This window comes from Variovorax sp. LjRoot84 (assembly GCF_964254305.1).
In the GTDB taxonomy this organism is placed as follows: domain Bacteria; phylum Pseudomonadota; class Gammaproteobacteria; order Burkholderiales; family Burkholderiaceae_C; genus Variovorax.
Genome location: NZ_CAXUTE020000002.1, coordinates 1,333,803 through 1,356,582, shown reverse-complemented (window position 1 = coordinate 1,356,582; position 22,780 = coordinate 1,333,803). Strand labels below are relative to the sequence as shown.

The 22,780-nt window shown below is 63.1% G+C and carries 21 protein-coding genes and 3 pseudogenes; 12 read left to right on the top strand and 12 right to left on the bottom strand.

Annotated features, from left to right (window positions below; genetic code table 11):
* Positions 1-72: 72 nt before the first annotated feature.
* Complete coding sequence (locus ACSQ9I_RS37290) at positions 73-411, bottom strand: MerR family DNA-binding protein (RefSeq protein ID WP_436316954.1); 339 nt, start codon at positions 409-411, stop codon at positions 73-75.
* A gap of 143 nt (positions 412-554) precedes the next feature.
* On the opposite strand from ACSQ9I_RS37290, the pseudogene ACSQ9I_RS37285 reads away from it, so the two are divergent.
* A pseudogene (locus ACSQ9I_RS37285) lies at positions 555-1,594 on the top strand (PDDEXK nuclease domain-containing protein).
* 297 nt (positions 1,595-1,891) lie between these two features.
* Positions 1,892-2,320: a hypothetical protein gene (locus ACSQ9I_RS37280; protein ID WP_436316952.1), complete on the top strand. Its 429-nt coding sequence runs from the start codon at positions 1,892-1,894 to the stop codon at positions 2,318-2,320.
* A 130-nt stretch (positions 2,321-2,450) separates the two neighbouring features.
* Here ACSQ9I_RS37280 and ACSQ9I_RS37275 read toward each other — a convergent pair whose 3' ends face one another.
* The gene (locus ACSQ9I_RS37275) at positions 2,451-3,422 is read right to left on the bottom strand and encodes a Bug family tripartite tricarboxylate transporter substrate binding protein (RefSeq protein WP_436293122.1); all 972 of its coding nucleotides are present in this window, start codon (positions 3,420-3,422) and stop codon (positions 2,451-2,453) included.
* A 125-nt stretch (positions 3,423-3,547) separates the two neighbouring features.
* Here ACSQ9I_RS37275 and ACSQ9I_RS37270 point away from each other — a divergent pair, with 125 nt between their 5' ends.
* The 3 genes and pseudogenes from ACSQ9I_RS37270 (at position 3,548) to ACSQ9I_RS37260 (ending at position 6,361) form a co-directional block, all read left to right on the top strand.
* Positions 3,548-4,348, top strand: a complete 801-nt coding sequence (locus tag ACSQ9I_RS37270) for an IclR family transcriptional regulator (RefSeq protein WP_436293121.1) — start codon at positions 3,548-3,550, stop codon at positions 4,346-4,348.
* An 84-nt stretch (positions 4,349-4,432) separates the two neighbouring features.
* Complete coding sequence (locus tag ACSQ9I_RS37265; RefSeq protein ID WP_436316951.1) at positions 4,433-5,641, top strand: alpha-hydroxy acid oxidase; 1,209 nt, start codon at positions 4,433-4,435, stop codon at positions 5,639-5,641.
* Between the two features lie 46 nt (positions 5,642-5,687).
* Positions 5,688-6,361 (top strand): annotated as a pseudogene (locus tag ACSQ9I_RS37260) (RraA family protein).
* Positions 6,362-6,998: 637 nt separating this feature from the next.
* Here the strand turns inward: ACSQ9I_RS37260 and ACSQ9I_RS37255 are convergent.
* The gene (locus tag ACSQ9I_RS37255) at positions 6,999-8,177 is read right to left on the bottom strand and encodes an IS91 family transposase (RefSeq protein WP_436296795.1); all 1,179 of its coding nucleotides are present in this window, start codon (positions 8,175-8,177) and stop codon (positions 6,999-7,001) included.
* A gap of 12 nt (positions 8,178-8,189) precedes the next feature.
* Positions 8,190-9,110, bottom strand: coding sequence for a tyrosine-type recombinase/integrase (locus ACSQ9I_RS37250; protein WP_436296796.1), 921 nt, complete (start codon positions 9,108-9,110; stop codon positions 8,190-8,192).
* Between the two features lie 162 nt (positions 9,111-9,272).
* On the opposite strand from ACSQ9I_RS37250, the gene ACSQ9I_RS37245 reads away from it, so the two are divergent.
* Positions 9,273-9,575 carry a DUF3658 domain-containing protein gene (locus tag ACSQ9I_RS37245; RefSeq protein ID WP_436316950.1) on the top strand — a complete coding sequence of 101 codons (303 nt, stop codon included), beginning with the start codon at positions 9,273-9,275 and terminating at the stop codon, positions 9,573-9,575.
* 113 nt (positions 9,576-9,688) lie between these two features.
* On the top strand, positions 9,689-10,225 hold the full coding sequence (locus ACSQ9I_RS37240; RefSeq protein WP_436316949.1) for a GNAT family N-acetyltransferase: 537 nt from the start codon (positions 9,689-9,691) through the stop codon (positions 10,223-10,225).
* Positions 10,226-10,434: 209 nt separating this feature from the next.
* On the opposite strand, the gene ACSQ9I_RS37235 is transcribed toward ACSQ9I_RS37240, so the two are convergent.
* On the bottom strand, positions 10,435-11,277 hold the full coding sequence (locus ACSQ9I_RS37235) for a hypothetical protein (RefSeq protein ID WP_436316948.1): 843 nt from the start codon (positions 11,275-11,277) through the stop codon (positions 10,435-10,437).
* Positions 11,278-12,208: 931 nt separating this feature from the next.
* A complete protein-coding gene (locus tag ACSQ9I_RS37230; protein WP_436316947.1) occupies positions 12,209-12,577 on the bottom strand; it encodes an alpha/beta fold hydrolase in 369 nt (122 codons plus the stop codon).
* A 265-nt stretch (positions 12,578-12,842) separates the two neighbouring features.
* Here ACSQ9I_RS37230 and ACSQ9I_RS37225 point away from each other — a divergent pair, with 265 nt between their 5' ends.
* The 3 genes from ACSQ9I_RS37225 to ACSQ9I_RS37215 all read left to right on the top strand — a co-directional run bounded on the left by ACSQ9I_RS37225 (position 12,843) and on the right by ACSQ9I_RS37215 (position 15,312).
* The gene (locus tag ACSQ9I_RS37225) at positions 12,843-13,643 is read left to right on the top strand and encodes a transporter substrate-binding domain-containing protein (RefSeq protein WP_436316946.1); all 801 of its coding nucleotides are present in this window, start codon (positions 12,843-12,845) and stop codon (positions 13,641-13,643) included.
* Positions 13,644-14,121: 478 nt separating this feature from the next.
* Positions 14,122-14,448 carry a hypothetical protein gene (locus ACSQ9I_RS37220; protein ID WP_436316944.1) on the top strand — a complete coding sequence of 109 codons (327 nt, stop codon included), beginning with the start codon at positions 14,122-14,124 and terminating at the stop codon, positions 14,446-14,448.
* 285 nt (positions 14,449-14,733) lie between these two features.
* On the top strand, positions 14,734-15,312 hold the full coding sequence (locus ACSQ9I_RS37215) for a hypothetical protein (RefSeq protein WP_436316943.1): 579 nt from the start codon (positions 14,734-14,736) through the stop codon (positions 15,310-15,312).
* Positions 15,313-15,421: 109 nt separating this feature from the next.
* Here the strand turns inward: ACSQ9I_RS37215 and ACSQ9I_RS37210 are convergent.
* From ACSQ9I_RS37210 to ACSQ9I_RS37200, 3 genes and pseudogenes are all read right to left on the bottom strand, one after another.
* A pseudogene (locus ACSQ9I_RS37210) lies at positions 15,422-15,726 on the bottom strand (SCO family protein).
* A 138-nt stretch (positions 15,727-15,864) separates the two neighbouring features.
* Positions 15,865-17,202, bottom strand: a complete 1,338-nt coding sequence (locus ACSQ9I_RS37205; protein ID WP_436316942.1) for a hypothetical protein — start codon at positions 17,200-17,202, stop codon at positions 15,865-15,867.
* 47 nt (positions 17,203-17,249) lie between these two features.
* Positions 17,250-17,552, bottom strand: a complete 303-nt coding sequence (locus tag ACSQ9I_RS37200; protein WP_436316941.1) for a hypothetical protein — start codon at positions 17,550-17,552, stop codon at positions 17,250-17,252.
* 7 nt (positions 17,553-17,559) lie between these two features.
* Between ACSQ9I_RS37200 and ACSQ9I_RS37195 the strand changes: the two genes are divergently transcribed.
* Complete coding sequence (locus ACSQ9I_RS37195) at positions 17,560-17,769, top strand: CoA transferase (RefSeq protein WP_436316940.1); 210 nt, start codon at positions 17,560-17,562, stop codon at positions 17,767-17,769.
* 474 nt (positions 17,770-18,243) lie between these two features.
* Positions 18,244-19,983: a hypothetical protein gene (locus tag ACSQ9I_RS37190; protein ID WP_436314384.1), complete on the top strand. Its 1,740-nt coding sequence runs from the start codon at positions 18,244-18,246 to the stop codon at positions 19,981-19,983.
* Positions 19,984-20,348: 365 nt separating this feature from the next.
* On the opposite strand, the gene ACSQ9I_RS37185 is transcribed toward ACSQ9I_RS37190, so the two are convergent.
* The 3 genes from ACSQ9I_RS37185 to ACSQ9I_RS37175 form a co-directional block, all read right to left on the bottom strand.
* Positions 20,349-20,849, bottom strand: coding sequence for a hypothetical protein (locus ACSQ9I_RS37185; protein ID WP_436316939.1), 501 nt, complete (start codon positions 20,847-20,849; stop codon positions 20,349-20,351).
* A gap of 280 nt (positions 20,850-21,129) precedes the next feature.
* On the bottom strand, positions 21,130-21,714 hold the full coding sequence (locus ACSQ9I_RS37180; RefSeq protein WP_436316938.1) for a nucleotidyltransferase family protein: 585 nt from the start codon (positions 21,712-21,714) through the stop codon (positions 21,130-21,132).
* A gap of 361 nt (positions 21,715-22,075) precedes the next feature.
* Positions 22,076-22,657, bottom strand: a complete 582-nt coding sequence (locus ACSQ9I_RS37175; RefSeq protein ID WP_436316937.1) for a hypothetical protein — start codon at positions 22,655-22,657, stop codon at positions 22,076-22,078.
* Positions 22,658-22,780 lie beyond the last annotated feature (123 nt).

Genomic DNA, 22,780 nt, shown 5'->3' with positions numbered 1-22,780 from the left:
CGCTGCCTGTTCAATGCTTGCGCGTGGCCCAGAAATCGAGGCCCGCGGGAGGCCGCAGCCGATCGTTGCCCGCTATGGCTCTTCCTGCAGCGCGGCGATCAATGGGCAAGACACCCTGCCGCGGCTCGCGCAGCAGTCGTCAATCAAGGTGGCCAGGACCGACTCGATGCGATGCAGGTCCGCCAGCTTGGCACGCACATCGGCGAGTTTTTGCTCCGCGAGTTGGCGCGCCTCGTCGCAATGCGCGCCATCGTCCAGGGTGAGCAATCCGGCGATCTCGTCGAGGCTGAAGCCCAGGCGCTGGGCAGACTTGACGAATCGGACCCGCGCCACATCGGCCTTGCCGTAGCGCCGGATGCTGCCGTATGGCTTCTCTGATTCCGGCAGCAGTCCGGAGCTGCTGGCGCGCATCCGTCATATCTGGGAAGCGGCACGCATCCAGGCGGCACGTTCGGTGAACACGGCGCATGTGTGCGCGAACTGGCTGATCGGCCGGCAGATCGTGGAGGCGCGGCGCCAGGCGCGCGGGCTACGGTCAGGCGCTGCTGAAGAGCTTGTCGGCACAACTGAGCAGCGAGTACGGGAGCGGATTTTCGGTCAGCGCGCTGCAGTACATGCGCGGATTTTACCTGGCCTACCCCGATCTACTGGCGAATCGACACGCGCTGCGTGTCGATTTCGACCCGCAGACCATCGACGCCCTTGTGATTCAACACGCGGCGCGTGTTGAATCCGGCGCCCATACCCATACCCATACCCATACCGATGCCGATGCCGATGGCGCGTGGCGGGCCGGCACCTTGCATCCCGGGTTGTCGTGGACGCACTACCGCCTGCTCGTCAAGGTGGCGCGGCCCGAGGTGCGCAATTTCTACGAGATCGAGGCCATCCGCAACGGGTGGTCGGCGCGCCAGCTGGAGCGGCAGATCGCCTCGCTGCTGTTCGAACGCCTGCTCAAGAGCCGCGACAGGCAGGGCGTGCTGACACTGGCTAATGAAGGCCAGTTGCTGGCGCACCCAAAGGATGCGATCAAGGATCCTTACGTACTGGAGTTTCTGGACCTGCCGGCATTGCATCGGCTGGTCGAGTCGCAGGTCGAGGAGGCCTTGCTCAACCAGTTGCAGGCCTTCTTGCTGGAGCTGGGCGGCGGCTTTGCCTTCGTGGGCCGACAGCGACGGCTGACGCTGGACGGCGATCACTTCTACCCCGACCTGGTCTTCTACCACGTCAAGCTCAAGTGCTACGTGGTTATCGATCTCAAGGTGGGCAGCTCACCCACGGGGATCTGGGCCAGATGCTGCTGTATGTGAACTACTACGACCGCGAGGTCGCGTCCAAGGACGACAACCCGACCATCGGCTTGATCCTGTGCAGCGAGAAAAACGACGCCGTCGCGCGCTACGTGCTGGCCGACAAGAACGAACAGGTCTTCGCCAGCCGATACCAGTTTGTGCTGCCGAGTGTCGATCAACTGCGCGCCGAGATGCAGCGCGAACTGGAGCACCTCGGGCAGACCGTTCCCGACGAAGAACTCGCGGCCAAGCCCACAAAGCGGCGGAAAAGCACGGGCAAGATCAAAGGGAGAAAACAATGAACTTGTGTGGGACGCCGAGGTGTTTGCGGTCACACTGATGGATGCAGTTGTGGATGACGATGCGGTTGTCCCGCTTTGCGGCTTGCGCGGCGTCCAGCAAATCGCGCTCGACGCCTCGCGGCTCTCCGTTGCGACCATCGCGGCGTTTGCAGGCATCACGGGGTTGCAGTCGCTTGTGCTCTCGGGACGAGCGTTAACCGAGGGTCAGCGTAGCGAGCTCAGTCGATCTGGCCCGGAGATTCTCGAGGTCGACGAGGCGGCCACAACTATACGTCCAACTCGAAGGCAGAATTTGGCATGCAATCGAAGCAGCTTCTCGCGCAGAACATCGAGTTCGGCAACGCCGGCGATATGGACACCCAAGAGACCGGCTGGTTTATCGGATTCAGCGACTGGACCAAGGGGGCATCAATCCACCTCCGCCACGTGCCTGCCGACGAACCTGCTGCTGGGCTATGCGTCAAGTGGTTCTCTCATCCGGCAGGCAATCCAAACGGCGAATTCAAGCCGCTGAGCGACGGGAGGACGATGTCAGTCTTGGCGAGCCCGACCAGCGAATTCAGGATTGAGTTCTCGGTAGCCGCCGACTTCGCGTCGCAGGATGTTATGGCGCACACCCTGCGCCGCCATGGTGACTTTGTCATTTGGGGCCCAGGCCTCTTCCATCGCGCCTTTGGAGTCCAGCCGGCATGCATACTCACCGTCCGCTGGTCTCCGCAGCGATAGACGGCAGCCGGCCAGAAGCGGACATCAGCCGGAGCCCGCGCAGCTTTAGCGTAGGCGGCGTGTCACCCCAACTTGACGTCAGCCCATAGGGTGCGGAAAAGTCACTCCAGTTGACCTTTCGTTTCACCAACTAGTTCAGTTCGATCTTCGCGTCGCGGATCACCTTGTCCCACACGGCGATTTCCTTGTGCACGGCGGCGGCGAGCTGGGCCGAGTTGGCCAAGGCGATGTCTACGCCCTGTTCATCAAACCGCTTCGCCAAGCCCTTGTCGGTTGAGGCCTTGGCCATGGCGATGTAGAGCTGCTCGATGAGCGGTGCCGGTGTGCCGACGGGCACAAAGATTCCGTTCCAGCTGCTGTACTGGAAACCGGGCACTGTCCTGGCAATCAGTGGCAGATTTTTCAAGGGCGTGGCGCCGCTGGGGGCGGTAATGCCCAAGGCGCGTATAGCGCCTTTCTCGATCATGCCGGTGAACGAAGGCATGGTGCCGAACATCCCTTGCACCTGGCCTGAAACGAGATCAGTCATGGCCTGGGCCGCGCCCTTGTAGGGCACGTGGGTGATGCTGATGCCGGCCGCGCGGGCGAACAGTTCGGTTCCCAGGTGGGCAAGGCCGCCCACGCCCGCCGAGCCGAAGTTCAGAGTGCCAGGGTGCGCCTTTGCATAGGCCACGAGTTCACCCACCGTGTGCACCGGCAGCTTGGCGCTGACCACCAGCACGTGCGGCGCAGTGGCGACCATCCCGACGGGCGTCAATTGGCTGAGGATGTCCACGCGGTTCTTGGCCAATAAAGGCTGCGCGGTGATATTGCCCGACGCACAGAAGAACGTGGTGTACCCATCGGCGGGCGAGCGTGCCACCGTGTTGAGGGCGGGCACGCCAGCGCCTCCGCCCATGTTTTCCACCACGAAGGACTGGCCGAGCGTGGCCGTCATGGCCTGGGCAAGGTCGCGGCCCAGCACGTCGGTGGCGCCACCCGCGGCAAACGGGATGACCATGCGGATCGGCCGGTTCGGGTAGGCCCCCTGTGCCCGCGCACCAAACGCTGCGAGGGCTGCAGCCGAAGTGAGGAAGGTGCGACGTGGCAGGTTGCGAGTCATGGCAAAGGTCCTTGGTGGTTGAAAGGTGCCGCATCATGTAGAGGGGCTCCGCATCCGACAATGCGTTTCGTATGGCGTAACAGATCGGCAAGCTTGCCACCATAGCCCGCAGCGTGGAGATCGATATGCCAAGCAAGAAAACCCAGGAAGTACCTGTGCGCACGGCGGCCCTGCTCAAGCAATTGCTGCTGGACAAACCCGTGTCCGTGCCCGGGCAGGAGACGGTGAAGGCAGTGGTGCGGGCGATGTCCATCCTCACGGCCTTCGATGGGGACGAGGTGTACTTGCCGCTGAACGAGCTGGCGCGCCGCACCGGCATGCACAAGCCTACAACGCTGCGGCTCGCGCGCAGCCTGGCTACCGCACGCTTCCTGGTGTGGCGCGAGGACGGGGCCTGGCGCCTGGGCCCGGCAGCAGGCTGGATAGGTTCGCGCTACCAGGCGCAGTTCGATCTGGATTCGGCGATAGAGCCGATGCTGCGACAGCTGAGTGCGCTCACGGGAGAGACGGCCTCCTTCTTCATTTTCGAGGGCAACCTGCGCAGTTGCCTGATGCGCTGCGAGGGGCCGAAGGGAATACAGCACCACATCCGCACCGGCGAGGTTTTTCCGCTGGACCGAGGCTCAGCGGGCCGGGTGATCCTTGCGGCACTGGGGGAACCGGGGGACCTGTACGAGGGCATACGCCGCCAGGGCTTCCACCTGACGCGGGGGGAGGGACGCTCCAGCATCGCCAGCGTGTCGGTGGCAGTGCGGGGGCGGCACGGGGCAGTGCTGGGCTCTGTCAGCAGCTCGGGCCCAATGGAGCGTATGACGGCGCCACGCCTGCGGCGCTACGCGGCTCCGACCCTTATGGCCGCGCGAATGCTGGGAGAGGCGCTGGGCGCCATGCCGGCGACCGCGCTTCGGGCTTCCTGGCACCCCTGAGCGGAGGCTTCCCACACCCCGGCCTGCGTTTCGCTAGACGTAACGGATTGAGGTGCGGGCGCGGCGGGTTGTCCAATGCGAGCCATGAACTCACCAAGACAGCAGTCTGGGCCCGCCCCCAATGCCCGGCGCCACTTGCCGGCCAGCCTGCGGCCCATCCTCAGCCTGGGCGATCTGGAGCCTGCGGCCCGAAGCCGCCTGCCGCGCCCGGTGTTCGGCTACCTCTCGGGCGGGGTAGAGGACAACGTGAGTCTGGATGCCAACCTGGCCGCCTTCCGCCGCTGGATGTTCCGCACCAACGTGCTGGTGAACGTGTCGGACCGGCAGCAGCGCACCCGGTTGATGGGTATGGAATACCAAGCGCCTTTCGGCATCGCGCCCATGGGGCTGTGCGCGCTGTTTGCCTTCAATGGAGACGTGGTCATGGCGGAGGCTGCGGAGGCTGCCGGCATACCGTATGTGTTGAGCGGCGCGTCGCTGACGCGCATGGAGGAGGTGGCGCAAGCGGCGCCCACATGCGGCTGGTTCCAGGCCTACATACCGGGCGATCCGGCGCATATCGAGGGCCTGCTCGAGCGGGTGAAGGCCGCGGGCTTCAAGACTCTGGTAGTGACAGTGGATACCGCCACGCTGGCCAATCGCGAGAACAATGTGCGCGTGGGTTTCTCCACCCCCCTGCGGCCCAGCGTGCGCCTGGCGTGGGACGGGCTGACGCGCCCACGCTGGCTGTTAGGCACGCTGGCGAAGACACTGCTTCACCGGGGCATGCCGCACTTCGAGAACGCCAGCGCGCAGCGGGGTGTGCCCATCATCTCCAGCGGCGTGGTGCGGCAGTTCGGCCTGCGCGACCACCTCTCGTGGGAGCACCTGGCGCTGATACGCAGGTCTTGGCCCGGCAAGCTGGTGGTGAAGGGCCTGAGCGCGGCCGACGATGTGCGGCGCGCTGAGCAGGCCGGGGCTGATGGGGTGATTCTTTCCAACCACGGCGGCCGCCAGCTGGACGGAACTATGCCGCCCCTGCTGGCCCTGCCCGAGGCGGCCCGCGCCAAAGGCGGCATGGCGCTGATGCTGGACAGCGGTGTGCGCCGCGGCACCGATGTGCTGAAGGCCCTTGCGCTGGGGGCAGATCACGTGTTCGTGGGCCGACCCATGGCCTATGCCGCGGCGCTGGCGGGCCGCGCCGGGGTGGCCCATGCCATCACGCTGCTGCGCGACGAGGTGCACCGTGACATGGCACTGCTGGGCGTGAACCGCCTAAACGACCTGGGGCCCGCACGACTGGTGCAGGTATAGGTTCTTCTTTCCTTTCTCGTCTTCTGCTTTATACAAAAGAACCGACATGACCACGCTCCCCGACATCGTCCGCGAAATCACTCGCGTCGCTCCCGACGTAGTAGCACGGGCCGCGACTTTCCAGGCCGCTATTTTGGCCGACGTAGCGGGCCGCCGCGGGACGCTGCATGGCCGCGTGGCGGCAGTGGACGCTCGCATGTCCTGCGCCGGTCCCGCGGTTACGGTAGAGGTGCGCCCGGGCGACAACCTGGCCATCCATGCCGCCATGGCGCTAGCCCGCCGGGCGATCTCCTGGTGGTGGACGGCAAGGGCGACCAGACAGCCGCGCTCATGGGAATGCTGATGCTGAGCGTCTGCAAGAAGATTGGCCTGACCGGTGTCGTGGTGGACGGCGCCATACGTGACCGGCTGGAATTGCTGGAGCTGGGTATGCCAGTGTGGAGCGTGGGCTTCAATCCCGCCGGCCCCACCAAGCTAGTGCCGGGCCGCATTAACCACCCCATATCGGCTGGCGGCTGCGTGGTGAACCCGGGCGATCTAATAGTGGGCGATGCCGACGGCGTCGTGGTGATCGAGCAGGCCAAGGCGCCGGCCATGATGGACCTGGCTGCCGGGAAGATGGCCGACGAGGCCAAGCGCCTAAAAGACATCCACGCCGGCAACACCGAATCGAAGTGGCTGCGCGCCGCCTTGCGTGCCGCCGGAATGCTGAAGGATTGAGAGTGGACTCGCAAACTCCCAAGGGCGGGTCGCAACCTGCCAGCATGTACAACAACGCCTAGCCAGAGCGCGTACGGGGTCAGTACCAAGGCTAATTCCGGTGACTTTCAGCATCGAGTTGGCCCTGTGCGTCATTAAGCTTGGCCTTGACCAACGTCGCCAGCATTGATTGCCGACCACACACGTCGGCTCGATGCGTCGACCAGTTGGAGCCGCGGAACCTGCGGCCAACGACGGACGCCCACCGCGCGCTGGATTGCGTGCCGCCGTACCGCTAGGATTGGTCGACAGCCGTTATCGGAGAGCATTTATCTGACGCCGTGCCGACGCTGATCGAGCGCGCTGGTGTTGCGGCGGCAGATAAACGTCGATGGACTGAACCGCCGCTCCGGGGTGGCGTGCGGGGCTGTTGGGGAATGTAAGGTTCAGACGCGGTGACGGTAGTAGGTGCGGGGTGTGCAGGCGTGAACGTGGGTGCTCAGGCGGCGATTGGTGACGGCCGTTGGGCGGTCGAGGCGCAAGCGATGGGTCGTTCGCGGCATACCGATGGTTCGGCCACACACGTCGGGACGATCCGCACCGCCGTCGCGATGTCGGTGACGGACAAGTTCTTGGACGGTGATGCGCCGGCCGGGTATCACGGCGGACCCCGGCATGCAACGGCTTGCGGTGCAGCGCAGCCGCGCTGGGGTGGCAACACCTGCACGGTACGCCAGTGCCCCAAGCGGCAGTGCGGGCAGCACGAGACTTCGATGCCCGTGACGCGCTGGAGGAACGTGGCGGCGTCCTCTCGAGCCTGGGCATTGGCCGCCGGCATCGACAGCGCCAAGCGGGCCTGCGCCAGGCGCTCGGCCTTGACGGCCGGGCTCAGCAACCCGTAGTGGCGGATGCGCTTGAACCCCGGCGGCAGCACATGCTGCAGGAAGCGAGCGATGAAGGTCGGTCCGTCGATGAGGACCGTTCGCTTGCCGCCATGATCGTCGGCGCGCACGCGCAGTCGCACCCCGTTGGCATCGATGCCGACGATGCGCTCGTTGGAGACTGCCACGCGGTGCGTGTAGCGCGACAGGTAGTCCAACACCGTCTCGGGGCCAGTGAGCGGCGTCTTGGCATACACCACCCAGTCGTGACGCTTGAGCTCGGCCAGCCGTACCTGGCGCATCGCCGGCGTGTTGGCGGGATCGCGGGGCAACTCGCCGGCCTGACTCGCGCGGCGCAGCGCGTCGACGAACTTGCCTCTGAACACGCGTGACAGCGCATGCACCGGGAACAGGAACGTCGGGCTCCGCTTGGGTGCACACCACAGGCCATCGCCGTCCAACCCACCGCAGGCCATCAGCGCGTGCACATGGATGTGGCGGCGCAGGTCCTGCGTCCAGGTATGCAGCACCAGAGTGAAGGCAGCTGTTGCACCGAGCCAGCGCGGGTTCGCGGCGAACTCGCTGAGCGTGGCCGCCGCGCATTGCATCAGCGTGCCGTACGCCCAGCGCGCGTGGAACTGCGCCAGGGCGTTGAGGGCGTGCGGCAGCGTGAAGACCAGGTGGCAGTACGGTACCGGCAGCAACTCGGCAAGCTGGGCCTGGCGCCAGGCGTCGCGGGCGTCGTTCTGGCACTGCGGACAGTGCCGGTTGCGGCAGGAGTGGAACAGCCGCTGCTCCCGTGCGCACTGGTCACAGCGCTGCAATTGACCACCCAGCGCCGGTGTGCGGCAAGCGACGATGGCTCGCCAGGCACGCGCCTGCGGCGTGCTCAGCGTGTGCTGGCGCAGATAGGCCGGCTCGAAGGTGTGCAGCACCTCGGCCAGGGTGGCACTCATCGCGCAGCGGCTTCAGTGCAGCGGCGGTCGCGGTGGCGTCGGCGGTGACGACGGCGCCTTTGGCTCGACCTTGGGCAGATGGGCCAGCAACGCCAGCGCGCTGTCACCGACGCTGTGGCCGGGGCGAGCCATGCGAAGGTAGCGGCTGGTGGTGCTGAGCTTGGCGTGGCCGAGCAACTGGCTGATGCTGTTGAGGTCCACGCCGGCTTCCAGCAGATGTGTGGCAAAGCAGTGGCGCAGCGTGTGGATGCCGCCGACCTTGGCGATGCCCGCAGCGTTGCGCGCGGCGTAGAAGTAGCGCCCGGCGCTACGGGTGTCCAGGTGCTGGGAGGGGTTCAGCCGCGCAGGGAACAACCAGTCCTCGGCCTGTGCAGTGCGTCTGCATTGCCGCCAGTACAGCCGCAACTGCTCGAGCAACTCCGGGCTGAGCAGGCTGTAGCGGTCGTGCCCTCCCTTGCCCGCGATGACGTGAATGCACATGCGGTCGGGCGAGGAGTCGATGTCGCAGCCGCGCAGTTGACACAGCTCGCTCACGCGCAGCCCGCTGGCGTAGGCCGTCATCAGAAGCGTGCGCGCCTTCATGGACATCGGCGCAGCCAGCACCGCTGCCACTTCGGCGCGAGACAACACGTCGGGCAGCCGCTGCGAGGTGTGCCCCATGGGGATGCGCTGGCGTCGCTCGTTCTGGCCGAGCACCTCGCACACCAGAAACCGCACGGCGCTGGAAGCCTGATTGACACTGCTTCGCGCCAGATGCCGCTCGCGCACCAGGTGCAGCAGATAGGCCTGGACCTCCTGGTCGGTGATCAGCTCCGGGGTTCGGCGGTAGTGACGGGCCATCTGCGCGACAACCCTCAGGTAGGACTCTTGCGTGCGTGGCCTGAAGCCGCGCAGCACCATCGCATCGATCATGCGTTGACGTAGTGGTGTCATCGTCGTCTCCGAGTTCCGGGGAACATTCCCCGCAACCAAGGTACAACTCAACTCCGCGCAACGCGATCTGCCCTCGTCGCACACATCCACCGCGTCAGCGGTTTAGTCCAACGGCCATAAGCGGCCATCCAACCCGGCCCGCCCATCCAACGATTCAGCACGATGAACGACGACGACACCTACGACACCGAGCTTTCGCCCGCTGAGGGTGAGCGGGTTGCAAGGCTGCCTCAAGCCGAACTGGCGCTCATCGACGCGGCACTTCTTTCGCAAGTCTCCAACGATTGGAGGAAGGTCGCGCGCGTGGTTGGGATGGCGATGCTGTCGATGCCAGACCGCCCGAGCGGAGTTCCCGACGTCTTCTTCGCGAAGCGGGTCGCGCTGCTCGTCGAGTCTGGCCAACTTGAGTCGCAAGGCAACCTGCGGCGCATGCGCTTTAGCGAAGTACGGCGCAGGTCTGCCTGACGGCTGGCGGCCATGATCGGACGTGCAGTCTCAAGCATCGGCGAGCTTGCAAACGAGCAGCGACTTGGTCAGTCTAAACTGGTGAATGCTCAGGCGGTCTCAAGGAGCGAGCCATGACAACTGCGACCCTGACCCACCGGCTTGCCCACCGCGACGACATTGACGCGCTAAGGGCCTTGATGGACGCCGCAATATCCGAATTGCAGAAGCCGTTCCTCGACGAAAGCCAGATTGCGTCGAGCCGGGCGATCATGGGGCTGGACACTCAGCTCATCGATGATCGAACTTATTTCGTCGTGGACGCGGACGGCAGGCTTGCAGGTTGCGGTGGATGGAGCCGCCGCGCCACCCTGTACGGCGGAGACCAGTCGCCCGGGCGCAGCGCTGTCCTGCTCGACCCGGCGAAGGATGCGGCGCGGGTCCGCGCCATGTACACCCACCCGCAACACACGCGCAAAGGCGTGGGTCGGCTGATTCTCTCGCTCTGCGAGGGGGCGGCGCGGTCCGAAGGCTTCAAGAAGGTGGAACTGATGGCCACCATGGCGGGCGAGCCGCTCTACCGCGCCTGCGGCTATGAGCCATGCGAACGCCTCACGGACGACCGCGGCGGCGTTGCGGTCCCGATCTTGCGCATGAGCAAGCCGCTATGAAGCAATCCTGTTGCACGCCTGAACGGAGGTGCCAAGTACAAGGTCGTTGGGAACGCTCTGCTTCAGCACGGCGGCTATGTCGGCTCAGGTTCGAAGCGCCGTAAGGCGCAACCGGCTACAGTCGGCCATCAGCTGTCGCTGGCGACCGGCGGCTTCCGGGCATCTCGCCCGAGCATGCTTGCCGCGGCGGTGTTGAGCGCGACGGCGCGTCAAGCCGTAGGCCGCTTCAGCACGGCGGCGCCCTTGGCGGCCTCGAGCACGGCGCCGCTCATACGCTTGTACGTTGCGCGGGCCGACCGGGTGCGGTCCGGGCCGTTGCGTAACGCCGCCGGCAACAGCGACGCACGGCGAAGCTCGGCGTCGAGCTCTGCCCAGACCGCATCACAGGCTTGGCCCCAAGCATGCACAGTGGGCCACCAGCGCCTCAGCGGCATGGGCTTGGCGCCCCCGGCCACATCCATCGTGCGCAGGGCAAAGCCGACATCGTGGGCCACGCTGTCGAAGCGCAGCGCCTCGGCCACGCAGAACACCACCAAACTGCGCAGGCCGAACGCCTCGTCGCCATGCACAGTGCCGGCAGCCAGACTGCGCACCGCGTGCTCGAACTTCGGGGAGCTAACCAGAAGCTCGCTGGTGAGACTGCCGTAACGACCCATGTCGGTGGCCAAACCCACCTGCGTGATGTACAGGTCGCTCGGGCGCAGTTGCAGTGGCAGCGCCATGCTCCTATCGGGCGCGGCCACCCGCAGAGCTACTGGCGCCCCGTTGCGGCAGCAGCGGTAAAAGCTGTTGCCCCAGCGGATGATGTTCGTGTCCTCGGTCAGGCGCTCGCGCAGCTGGCCGATTTGCTGAGCCCAGTCGGGGCGAATGACAAGTTCGTGCAACGTGCGCTCTCGTCGGTGTGGAAACCTTAGTCTGCCAGACCTGCGGCGCAGCCCGCAATTCGTGGCTAGCACCAGCGGCGACTCGCCGAAACTGTCATCGGAGTTGATGTTCCCGGTCAGCTGACGTTCGCCAGTGACGCGCCCGTCCAGAAGCTGACGGTCGAGCATGGCTTCCGAAGCGCGTGCGCACTGACTGGAAGACGGGGAAAATCGAACAGATTCAGACGCTCTTTCGACCTCGCGCCTCCGCTTGGATGATGACTTGACCAGTTCAAAACGCCGCGGCAAGGCGAAAAGGGGCCGGACTTTGCTAACCGCCGTAGTCGCATTCCTTTTTTTCGCAGCGTTCGGCGTCTTAGGATTAACACTAGGCTTTGGCAAAGGCGGCATGACTGCTGGCGGGCTTGGCGGTGAGGTATGCCGAGCTACCTGCGTAGCACGAGGATGGCATGGCGGTACGCTGGTTCGTCCAGAGGATTCCTCGAATGCGAGCGGACCTGGACCGAAGACATGCCAGTGTCGATGAGAGCGTGGTGACTATTGACTCCAGTTTCCGTTCAGCACGTCTTGCGAGCCACAGGCGGACCTCCGCAGCGTCCGTCCAAAACACCGTCCGAGCCCTGAAGCGCGTGCGACCGTATGGGTGGCGGGCAACAATCGGCCAGAAGCCGTCGGTCAACTTGAAGGCAGAATCCGCAGCCATAAGTTGCCAGTATGAAATTCGCTGAACCCCGACGTAGGACAATCTTCGACAGCCTGATTTTCCAGCTACTGATGCATAGCGCTGGGATGGGAACGGGATTCGTGTGTCTGTGGTGGAGCCTTCGCGACGCATCTCCACTCCCTTTTGTGGGCTGGCTCGTGGCGATTTTCCCGCTGGAAGTGGCGTCGGTGTACGTCCGGCTTCGCAGGTAAAGTAAAGCGCGAGTGAGTTTCGGTTCTCCATGTAGCGGGCCGCAACCGGCTACAGTCGGCCAAAAGCAGACCCTCAGGTCAACGCGTCGAAGGCAACGCGCTCCTCGACTTGAGGAACGCGATCTCGGTCCTCAATTCCGCCGGCCGATAGGTCTACCAACACGGCATTCGCACACATGCTCCTTCAATTTACGAGGAATGCTTGTACCGCTGCGACGGTTCGCGCAGGGTCTTCCTCGTGAGGGACATGGCCGAGTCCGTCAAACACCTGCAACCGGCTGCCCGCAATGTCCCTGGCAAACAACTGCGCCTGCGACAACGGAATCAAGCGGTCCTGTGCGCCCCACAGCAGAAGCGTTGGTTGTTTGACCTGCTTGATTTGCGACGAGAAGCGCTCGTTGTTCGCTTGAAAGCGATCGCGCAGCGCCTTGCGGTTGCCTTCACGCAATGTGACCTCGTAGTAGCGGTCGATCAGTTCCGGCGTCACCTTGTTTGGGTTGGCATAGACACAATCACGCGCCGGGGCAGCAAATTGCGCATCAACGGAGAACACATCTCTGGCCAAACGAGAACCGTCGGACTCGATGCGTCCAGCGCGGACAAAAGCAGGCCCGCACGAAGCGAGCCAAAACGGTGTGGTTCACCAACAGCGGCTTTGGGCCCAAAGCTCCACCGCTCACAACCGGCTACAGTCGGCCAGGAGCGGACCGTGCGGCTGGCCGCTCTCGGAAACTGGAGTCCTGGATGATGTGATTTGACGGCTGCCCGCCGCGATGCGCGGCTTGCGTCGGAGAACCGTGATTTCAGAGGAGCACACCATGCAAATACGTGACTGGATACGGGCAGCGGTGGTCGGGCTGTGCATCGGGGGCTGTGCGGGAATGCAGGGGGGAGTGAACCAGGAGACGAGAGCCGCCGTGGCACCAACGGGCACGCTTCGAGTCGCATTTCTCCTGGGGCCGATTTATGCGACCAAGGATTCAGCGACCGGCGAACTCAAAGGCGTCGCAGTCGATCTCGCAAAGGAGCTCGCGCGCCGCGTTGGCGTGCCGTTCCAAGCGGTCTTGTATTCCAACCCTCCCGCGCTGATCGGCGGTGCGAAGTCCGGCGAATGGGACGTCGCACTGGCCGGAATCAATGCCGAGCGGGCGGCGGCGATGGATTTCTCAGCGCCTTACATGGAAGTCGAACAGGGTTACCTCGTCCGCGCCGGTGTCCCTGTCGCCACGGCGGCGGACGTGGACAAGGCGGGGATCCGGATCGGAGTGCTCGAAAAATCCGGCGCAGAGCTCCACCTGTCGAAGACCTTGAAACACGCCGAGCTGGTCCGAGTCAATAGCCCTGCCGAAAACTTCGCCTTGCTGGATACCGGAAAGGTCGAAGTGATTGCCGCCACCAAGACGGCCCTCTTCGCCGGAGCGACGAGCCGGCCAGGCTCGCGAGTTCTCGAGGGCCGGATCGTCGTCGAGCCGATCGGCATGGGCGTGCCCAAGGGGCGCAATGCTGCCGCGGCCATGTACGTCGCCAAATACGTCGAGGAGGCGAAGTCAGCGAACCTGGTGGCGGCCGCGATCAAGGGGGCTGGGCTGCGCGGAGTCGCCGTTGCTCCACCCAGGTAGATGCTCTCTAACGGCGGCTTCCCGGAGGTCGAATGTGAGTCGCAGGAAGTCCGGATCGGCCCCGAAGTGCCAGAGGGGCGCAACCGGCTACAGTCGGCCAGGAGCAGCCATTCGTCGCGGCGCCGCAGTTTCCGCACGTGTTGAGAAGCCATTTCCCCATCGAGCGGATACAGTTGCAAGAGGCTACCTTATCGGTCAAACCCTCGGATACCTATGCGCCCCTTTCTCGCCGTATTGCTCGTCCTTTCCAGTTTGCTCCTGACTGCATGCACTACACAGAGGTCTGCACTGAAGAGCGCTTCGTCGTATCAAGTAGGAGCACCCAAGGAAGATTTTGTGTTCGAGAGAAGCCGTGCGATGGTCGTGCTGCGGGCTGGACAATACGATCCAGCGGGACAGGATGACTCTGGAGTGTGGTACGCCGGAAAACCAGAGAACCTTCTGATCATCTATTTGGACTCGCCGAAGAATCGCATAGATGGAAAGTTGGCAACTGCCGTGTATACCGGCGGCGTATTTGTGCCCCACGACAAAACAAAGTCTGCGTCCGGCGAGCGAGAAGTTCTGGATCACTGACCCGGCGAAGGTAGGGCCTCAGAAGGTGGTAAGCAACGCTTCAGCCGACTTTGTTGATCAGCTTATCGTTCAGAACACGGTCAACGGGCCATCGCCTGCCCAAGGTGCAGTAGGAGGCGCCATCGCCGGGGCGATCATTGCCTTTGACGCGCAGGGCTTCAAGTTCCACCCGATCTTGCCGGCTGAGAATGCTCTCTCTCTGGGCGCATGGTTGCGTTCTTCGGAATAGGGATCATCTTGCGATCGCTGTTGGCGCCCTGACACACTCGGCTGGACACGGCCAGAACCCGACGTTCGTTCTCGACCTCTGGTTCATCTCTTCGGGATTCGTCCGCTGTGCGAACATCAGCTCGGACCGCCGCCGTGAGCGGACCTTCACACCCACATGACAAATCAAATCGTTCTCGACGGCGTCGCTAGGCCAACACGGTCCGCACGACTCGGCATCCACGTCAGGGAGCAGCCGTGGGCGACCGAGGAACAAAGAAGGATGCATGGGGCAGAGGCCTGGGCCGTGTCGTACAGCCTGATGGTGGTGATTGACGATGAATCCGGCGAGGATGGAGCACCTTGTCCATTCTGCGAACGCGTTCCCGTTTGGCTTGCGGCCGGCGGCCGCCATCCAACGCTCTCGGAATTGGCTGACCTGTCAATCATCGGAGTCGAAGGGTGGGATGCCTGGCTTGGCAATGACGCGCCGCCCCTTGTGAACAATCGACTGCGGCTACAAGGCTGGCAGGCTCCGGGTCTACTGCGCATGACCTGGAATGCCGAGTACGAGCATAGAGAAATACACGGCGTGCCTCGGGTGGGATGCATGGAGTACAGCGGCACTGTGGAGTTCGAGGGGATTCGGCTGAATGTCGACAGTCCTTCCGATGCGGACCACGTGATAGCGTCTATTTGGGGGGAGCAGCAGCTTCAGCAACTGGAGCGCGAGGACGGCGATTGGCTTGTTCTGCGGGAGCTTCATCCAGCCCTTCAAAGCAAAATGCCGGATGCCCTTGGAAGATGGCTTGCAGGTTTCCCGCCGTTGGCCACGCTACGCCGAAAGCTCTTACCTGTGTCCTACCGACCAAAGGCGCTGTCTTGAGGGCGACGGGCTGCCTTTGGTCGTCAGCCGTCGGCCACAAGCAGTCGGTCACCTTCTGCTGCTCAAGGTCCTTCCAAGATCTGACTTTGTGGGCATTGAAGCCTTCGGATCAAGGTGATCGCACAGCCAGCATCGCCTTCACCTGCTCGGCCGGCCGTTGCCCGCTCGTTCCAGGCGGGAAGTAGCCTACGTAGCGTCCTTCGAGATCCAGCACGTGGGTGAACGAGGTATGGTCGATCATGTATTGATCGCTGGCCGGCATCAGCACTTTCTCGTAAGAGACCTTATACGAGAGGGCGACCTTGCGGATCTCGTCCTCCGTCCCGCTGAGTGCCATAAGACGTGGACTGCGCTCTCTGCATAGCGACCGGTAGGGGCCGGCTTGTCCCGTCGCGGATCGAAGGTGATGAACACCGGCAGGACTCGTGAACCTTCTGAGCCCAGGAACTCAATTGCGTCGGCGAAATTTTTGGGCGGCGTCCCAATAGCCTTGCTGATGCAACTGCATCGCCATCAGCAGGGCTTCTCTGGCGGGCACGAGCGGGGGCCGAATTACTCAACGGACCTCGACGTACCCAGCCATTGGCCAATATGCGTGAGGACGGCATGCTTGACCTCGCTCTCGGCGTCTGTGGTTGCGCGGGTCCTGAGCATCTTGTGGATGAGGGCTTCGCTCCCGGAACGCAGGACTTCTTTCGCATGCTTCGCTTTGCCAATCTGGGTCGCGATCGACCCGGTGCCCATGCAGCTGGTCAGGCCCTTGTCCACTTGAACTTTGTGGATTTCGCTCGCGGTGCCTATCGCAACGACGCCTGTGCCCTCGGTGTCCTCGGTATCGTCGGTATCGATCTCGCCGGGGAGCTTTTCCTTGCTCCGCCCGACAGGGGCCTTGGTTTTCTCACTCAATTGAGTCGAGATCTTCTTGCCGACCTTGCCGTCTTTGCCGGTGTCTTCCTGGCCGAAATAAATCACGCAGTTGCTGGATTTCGTCACCGAGAGAAAACCGGTGCACCCCTTGCACGGTGTGAGCGTCGAGAAGATGACGCTGTTTTCGGGCACCTTGGTCGCCGTGGGATTGTTGCGGAAGTAGGACAGCAGCATGCTGACCTCGGCGTGGCGGAACGACCCGGTGTTGATGCCCGCGGCGAGGATCTGCCCCCGGTCGCTGACGAGCAAGGCGCCCACGTAGTTCTTCAACCCTTCGTAGCCCTCGGCCGAGCTGATGTCCACCAGCGAGTAGGTGGCCAGCATGTAGTACCGAAGCGCGCGGGCCAGGCCCTTCTTGCGGCTGCCGGGCGGGAGGTCGAGGTCTTTGCTAAGGCCTGCCGCCGCTGCGTAGAGGCCGCCGTCCGGGAGGGGGGCTTTCAGCGCGAGTGCAGCAATCTGGCTGGGCCACTTCTTGACGGTTTGCAAGGCCAGTGTCACGCCGACCGCTCCGTCACCCTCGTTGGGCTTCAGTTGGTCCATCAACTTCACCTTCATCTTTGGATAGTGCTTGATCCAAAGCGCATCCGCGCGGTTGGTGTAGACCGTTGCGTAGTTGGACTTCGCCTTGCCCAATATTGCGTTGACCACTGCGGGCCGCGCCAGGTTGTCCGACTTATAGAACTTGAACTCGGTGCCATCAATGTAGCCCGCCACATTTTCGCCGCCCGTCGGGCTCGTGATGGTGGGGCTTTGGCACAACTCGTAGAGCGTCTCCCGCAGGTCTTCTTTTCCGGTGTAGGTGACCCCCGTGTGCCTCAGGTTGCTGCATGCCACGCCTGGTGGCCGGTTGGTTCCGACGAAAAGGGAGCCAGTCTTGGAAGTGTTCGGTTTGTCGAGTTGAACCTTCGGGCCCTTGATCCGCGTGTTGCAAGTGCTGCACTTGAACATATAAAACTGTGGCATGGAGAACCCTCCTGTGAGTCTTGATGCCTGCTTGCAAGAAGTCAGCGTCAGCCAACGAGCGACAAAGCACGCAGCGCCACTGCGTGCACCGAGGTGGACAACAGATCGAGGCACCAGCGCAAGAACGCTGCGGTGATCGACACGCCCGCCTGCGCCGTGCGCCCAAGAGAGCGAAAGATAGCGCCGATCAGCGTCGTCACGTGGGTGGCGATGGTCTCACATGCGGCGGCAGCGCGGCTGAGCAGACAGGCAATCTGGTCGATGACGGTCGCACCCACGGCCAGAGCGGTGCCGATGGCGCCCACCAGCACATCCTTGGCCGGGCATAGCCAGGCGATCGACAATAGCATCCGCCACATGCCTAGTCGCTGGTCGCCGACCATCGTCGGCGCGCCTCGACTCGGGCGCTACCAGCTGTTCGGCAACCTCTTCCCGCGCATCGTCATGACGTCGATCACGCCGTTCGGCCAAGACGGACCCTACGCCGCCATGGCGGGAAGCGAGCTGATCGTCTCGGCGCTCGGCGGCGTGCTTACGCTGTGCGGCGATCCGGATCGGCGCCGGTGAAGGAAGCGCTGCACGCAAACACCTCCCCGCACTTGGTGCCGCGGCGGGTGCGCAGGTAGTGGGTCACCGGCCCCGGCGGCGTGGGCCGCGCCACCGAATGGCGGCTATCTGGCACCGAATCACACGAACTCAAGGACCGCATTGGGCCCCAAGCGGACTTTTTGGTTGGGCTAAAGCTGCCTTTCGCCCCTAGCCTGGATTTCCACGCACCACTATTTGGGTAACGCTGCTCGATAGGAGCAGACCGCTTCTGCTGGTGTTGGTGGAGGGGCCTGGCCCTCCAGCGTTAGCAGTTGGTGCGCCTACCCCATCATCTCGACGGCCCCACGCGGGGCCGTTGGCATTTCTGCATTGCTTGTGCCAGTCCACGCCAATCTCTCGCCAAGCCGCATGCAGCTTGAGGTTCCCGATCTTTGATGGGTACCGATGGGATTGTCGTTGACACCGCCATTCTCCATATAGCACAATGCACGTATGGGTATAGGCGTACCTAAAGATCTAACAGATATCCGACGATTCTTCGCCGAGCCCTCCCATCCCCGCCAGCGCCAGTACGAAGCGCTGCGCGCCTTCTTCGTCGAAGACCGCCCCTCCCACGAGGTCGCCCGCGCCTTCGGCTACACCCCCGGATCCTTCCGCGTGCTGTGCCATCAGTTCCGCCGCGATCCCGATCCGCAGTTCTTCCACTCTCCCAGTCCCGGTCCACGCACCCAGCCGCTCAAGTCCAAGGCCCACGACCTGGCCGTGGCCCTGCGCAAGCAGAACCATTCGGTCTACGAGATCAGTCAGGCACTCAAGGAGCACGGCACGCCCTTGAGTCCCACCGCCGTGCGCGAAGTGCTGCGCGAGGAGGGCTTCGCGCCGCTGCCGCGGCGCGGCGACGACGAGCGACTTGAGCATCTGGGCCCCACCGCTGAGGCGGTGGCCGACGTGCGCGAGTTCGCGCTACAGCCCGGCACGCAGTTCACCACACGCTGCGGTGGCTTGTTCCTGTTCTTGCCCGATCTGGTGCGCCTGCAGCTCGAGGAGATCGCCGCGCGCGCCAAGCTGCCGGGCTCCAGGATGATCCCCTCGTCTCACGCCCTGCGTTGCGCGCTCGCGCTCAAGCTGTGGTCCATCGAGCGCAAGAGCCATGTCATGGCCTTGGTCACCGATCCGGGCCTGGCGTTGTTTTGCGGCTTGAACGTCATCCCCAAGAAGAGCTACCTGTGCGAGTACTCCTCGCGGGTCGAGCGTGAGCGCACCGTCGCGCTGCTGGCGGCCTGGCACCGCGCCGTCACCGACGAGCAACTGTTCGACGCCCACTCTTTCAACCTGGACTTCCACTCGGTGCCGTACTACGGCGACGATCCCCAGGTCCAGCGCCACTTCGTGTCCGCGCGCAGCCGCGCCCAGCCCAGTGTGCTGGCCTTCCTCGCGCAGGACGCGAGCGGTCGCGCCTTTTGCTACTCCAACGCCGATCTGCGCAAGGGTGAGGAGGCCGAAGAGATCTTCCGCTTCATCGAGTTCTGGAAGCGCCAGCACGGCGCGCTCCCGCGGCACCTGGTGTTCGATTCGCGCCTGACCACCTATGCCCACCTGGCGCGTCTGGATCAGTTGGGCATCACCTTCATCACGCTGCGTCGCCGCTCGGCGGCGCTGCTGCAGGAGGTGGCCGATCTTCCCGCCTCGGCCTGGCGCCGTGTCACGCTGGATGTGCCCGCGCGCAAGTACAAGACCCCGCGCGTGTTCGAGCAATCGATCCGCCTGGCCGGGGCCACCTTGCGTCAGCTCTTCGTGATCGACCTCGGCCATGAGCAGCCCACCATCCTGCTGACCAACGACCCTCACAGCTCTCACGCCAAGCTGCTCACCCGCTATGCCCAGCGCATGTTGATCGAGAACGCCTTGTCCGACGCCGTGCGCTTCTTCCACATGGACGCACTGTCATCGGCGGTGGGCATGAAGGTGGACTTCGACATGGCGCTGCTGGTCGTCGCCAGCGGCCTGTACCGGTTGCTCGCGCGTCGCATGCGCGGCTATGCCGATGCCCAGGCTCGCCACATCTTCCGTGACCTCATCGACACTCCCGCCGACGTCTCGGTCACCGACTCCGAGGTCCACGTCCACTTTCACCGCCGCGCCCACTTGCCCATCGTCCTCGCCTCCGGACTGCTCAATACTGCGATCCCCATCCCCTGGTGGAAGGGCTACTCTCTGCGCATGTCGGCGTAACCCTCAGCACCTGACGAACAGGCCACCGCGTTAGGTCAACTACCCTGCGTGAAAATTCAGGCTAGCTAAGCTATGCCTCGCTAGGTTGCCCAAGCGCAGAGGAAAAACCTGTTTCGCCGGGGATCAGCTTATGTGCGCCGGGCTCAGGAAATGAGCCGGGCCGCCGATGAGACTTAGTGCCTGCGCGTGTATCACGTGTATCGCTAGCAGGCAGCAATTACCACGCCCCAGGGGCAGGGCACAGTTTCAAAAAGGCAGTGGAAAACGTGGTAGGTGGCCGGCTGCCTAGCTTCCAACCCCCAGCCAAAATATGCATACGCACATGAAATAGCGTTGCATAACAAAATATGCAACCCTACATATCTCTATGCCAAGATGGCGCAAATGTCGACTGACTTCCCGCTCGTCCCTAACAATGTGAAGACGCCGGTCGAGTTGTCAACCGTAAATACCACCCGGCCCACATAAAGCGTGGTCGTGGGGCCGGGCGGCACGTCCGTTGGAAAGAGAATGAGCACGTTATGCCCTGTGATGACCCAGGTAGAAGTACCGTCGGCGTTGGGCGTTACCTTACTTACTGACCCGTTCGACTTCAAGTTGAGACTGACCGAGGTAGCCAGATTGGTGAACGTCAATTGTGCGCCTCGGCCGGCATTTATCGACTTCACCAAATTGCCGTCTTTGTCGTGAAAGTCCTTGGCCGTACCTTCACCTATGCTCTGAATCCTCAGGTTAAAGCTAGGGCATGCGGTTCCTTTCGGAATATCGACAGTGAAGTCGGCATAAGCGGAGCCTACTAGGCTAAATACGAAAGCGAAGGCAAAAGCAGTCGCCCGCACGGGCCGTCCCGAAGATAAGACTCTCATGGAAATTCTCCTTCGGTGTTGGTGCTGGTGGACGGCAGTGTGATCGCCGAATTTCAAAATGTGAAGCTTATTCTGGTACCGCGCTGGGAACATTCGAGCGCTTTTTGTAAGGATGGTGAAATTTGAAGTCCTGGGAGCAGAGTTGCCCGAAGCTGGACCAAGCCTGAACCGACGAATCTCCATGAAGTCCATGAGGCGACGACTTGACCGCAAGTCTTTCACATCTGAACTGCGAAGCCAAGGTCCGCAGCCGGTGACGGCTGTTGGGCGAATTCTGCTTTCAGCATTCTTCTATCGAGAGCAACGGCCACCGCTCGCCGAACCGCTTTGATTGAACTCGCTGCCGGTACGTAGCGGCGCTCGCTCTGAGCGGGTTGTGCCGAACGAGCAGTTCGAACAGGTCGTCGAGCCCGTGCGGAGCCACGACCCCAATCGATTCCTCATCATTCAGGTTGACGCCCACACATGTGGCGAACTCCGGCCAGGTGCCCACGCCTTCTTCGAGGGACCGAACCGGGGGTACCACCTGCCCGAAATTGGCGAACCAGTCGTGGACCGTGGCTTGGTTCGTGACCTCCCAACGCAACGCCGGCATCGCCTCGCGGAGGCGACGTTCAAGGTCCGCGTCCTGCCCGGGACCGTCTGCCGCGTCGTCGAAGTAGACGACGTCGACGTCTTCAATCGCTGAAGGCCGTTCATAGCCATGGAGCGCGTCCCACACGAGCGAACGCACGGCGCCGGCACCGATGCACCAAGAGTTCAAACCAAGTGAGCGCACCACCCTCAATGCCGCCATCAAGCTGCTCGACGAGCGCACCATGGCGACAAGCCGTGCCCCGAGTTCAGGCTGAGAGTGGAGGTTCATGGTTTGTGGCGAAGGCAGAAGCTGTCCGCGACCGTCGGCTTTTGGCCGAGTCAAGTCTCCTAACGACCCGCTCCTTCGGCGTCAGCGGGCTTCTTTGCGCTACTTGGAAGCATGCATCTAGTAACTTCCGTCGCTTCGCCTGCTTCGTGCTCTCCTCCTCGCTTGACGCAGTCGGCTCGCGTTGTCTTTACTACGTATCGGGATGATATGAACCTCGTAACCCTACCGCTGGACCCTGCCGGCATCATTTCAGAGACTTGCGGTATGGAGCAGGTGGCCCTAACACAGATTTGTTCACCTTTGCATTGCATGTCGCTCATGCATGCTGCGCTTTCAGCAGCGGCATCTTGCGCGAGCGCAATCAGGAGGGCGGCGACGTAGTGCTCGTAGCTGGACATTTTGGCTCCTCCGAATTTGGGCCGGCATTTGCCAAAGCATTGGCGGATCGGAAGCGGGATATCGACAATGAGCTGCTGCCGATGCATAGCGTCACGCACATGAAGGTGGCGCTGATTAAGGTGCGGCGCCATCCTTCTATAGGGTAGGAAGCGAAGGCACAGGCCATGGCGAGAATCCCTAGGGCGAGAGATCCGCCAGCCAGTATTTCTCCTTCTTGGCGCAGGTGAAGAAAGCGCCCAATTAAGAATTCGCCTTTTTCGCGTATTTGGAGGAGTTCGTCGATTAAAGTGTTCCGCTGGAGCCAGCCCAAGCGTACAAAGATGGCTTCGGCGGCCGCGTTGGTTAGTAGCCCTACGACATAAGCCAGTGATGCGATAGGTAACGCCACAACGATCGCCCAAGCCGTGGATTTAGAAACGAACTCTATTGCAAGAAAGAGATTGGTTGCGAAGACGCCCGCAAGCAACAGAAGACTAGTGAGGGCGAGGCTACCCACTGCAACCGCGCCGGAAAAGCCTTGGATGCCCTGCCAGGGTATTTGCATTTGTAGGACTACCTTACTGAGCTGCCACTTGGATGCCCTCCCCATGCTGGATCGAACCGGAGCTCTCCGCTACATAGGGGCCATCAGAGATGTAACCGGGCATTTCGGAGAGCCACATGATTG

Excerpts from the sequence above, each read along its gene's own strand:
- ACSQ9I_RS37245 (WP_436316950.1), top strand. The coding sequence starts at position 9,273 with ATGAACGACGACGACACCTACGACACCGAGCTTTCGCCCGCTGAGGGT.
- ACSQ9I_RS37190 (WP_436314384.1), top strand. The coding sequence starts at position 18,244 with ATGGGTATAGGCGTACCTAAAGATCTAACAGATATCCGACGATTCTTC.
- ACSQ9I_RS37220 (WP_436316944.1), top strand. The coding sequence starts at position 14,122 with ATGGAAAGTTGGCAACTGCCGTGTATACCGGCGGCGTATTTGTGCCCC.
- ACSQ9I_RS37290 (WP_436316954.1), bottom strand. The coding sequence starts at position 411 with ATGCGCGCCAGCAGCTCCGGACTGCTGCCGGAATCAGAGAAGCCATAC.
- ACSQ9I_RS37200 (WP_436316941.1), bottom strand. The coding sequence starts at position 17,552 with ATGCTATTGTCGATCGCCTGGCTATGCCCGGCCAAGGATGTGCTGGTG.
- ACSQ9I_RS37205 (WP_436316942.1), bottom strand. The coding sequence starts at position 17,202 with ATGCCACAGTTTTATATGTTCAAGTGCAGCACTTGCAACACGCGGATC.
- ACSQ9I_RS37265 (WP_436316951.1), top strand. The coding sequence starts at position 4,433 with ATGAACTCACCAAGACAGCAGTCTGGGCCCGCCCCCAATGCCCGGCGC.
- ACSQ9I_RS37235 (WP_436316948.1), bottom strand. The coding sequence starts at position 11,277 with ATGCTCGACCGTCAGCTTCTGGACGGGCGCGTCACTGGCGAACGTCAG.
- ACSQ9I_RS37180 (WP_436316938.1), bottom strand. The coding sequence starts at position 21,714 with ATGAACCTCCACTCTCAGCCTGAACTCGGGGCACGGCTTGTCGCCATG.
- ACSQ9I_RS37185 (WP_436316939.1), bottom strand. The coding sequence starts at position 20,849 with ATGAGAGTCTTATCTTCGGGACGGCCCGTGCGGGCGACTGCTTTTGCC.
- ACSQ9I_RS37225 (WP_436316946.1), top strand. The coding sequence starts at position 12,843 with ATGCAAATACGTGACTGGATACGGGCAGCGGTGGTCGGGCTGTGCATC.
- ACSQ9I_RS37255 (WP_436296795.1), bottom strand. The coding sequence starts at position 8,177 with ATGAGTGCCACCCTGGCCGAGGTGCTGCACACCTTCGAGCCGGCCTAT.
- ACSQ9I_RS37270 (WP_436293121.1), top strand. The coding sequence starts at position 3,548 with ATGCCAAGCAAGAAAACCCAGGAAGTACCTGTGCGCACGGCGGCCCTG.
- ACSQ9I_RS37280 (WP_436316952.1), top strand. The coding sequence starts at position 1,892 with ATGCAATCGAAGCAGCTTCTCGCGCAGAACATCGAGTTCGGCAACGCC.
- ACSQ9I_RS37250 (WP_436296796.1), bottom strand. The coding sequence starts at position 9,110 with ATGACACCACTACGTCAACGCATGATCGATGCGATGGTGCTGCGCGGC.
- ACSQ9I_RS37275 (WP_436293122.1), bottom strand. The coding sequence starts at position 3,422 with ATGACTCGCAACCTGCCACGTCGCACCTTCCTCACTTCGGCTGCAGCC.
- ACSQ9I_RS37175 (WP_436316937.1), bottom strand. The coding sequence starts at position 22,657 with ATGCAAATACCCTGGCAGGGCATCCAAGGCTTTTCCGGCGCGGTTGCA.
- ACSQ9I_RS37195 (WP_436316940.1), top strand. The coding sequence starts at position 17,560 with ATGCCTAGTCGCTGGTCGCCGACCATCGTCGGCGCGCCTCGACTCGGG.
- ACSQ9I_RS37240 (WP_436316949.1), top strand. The coding sequence starts at position 9,689 with ATGACAACTGCGACCCTGACCCACCGGCTTGCCCACCGCGACGACATT.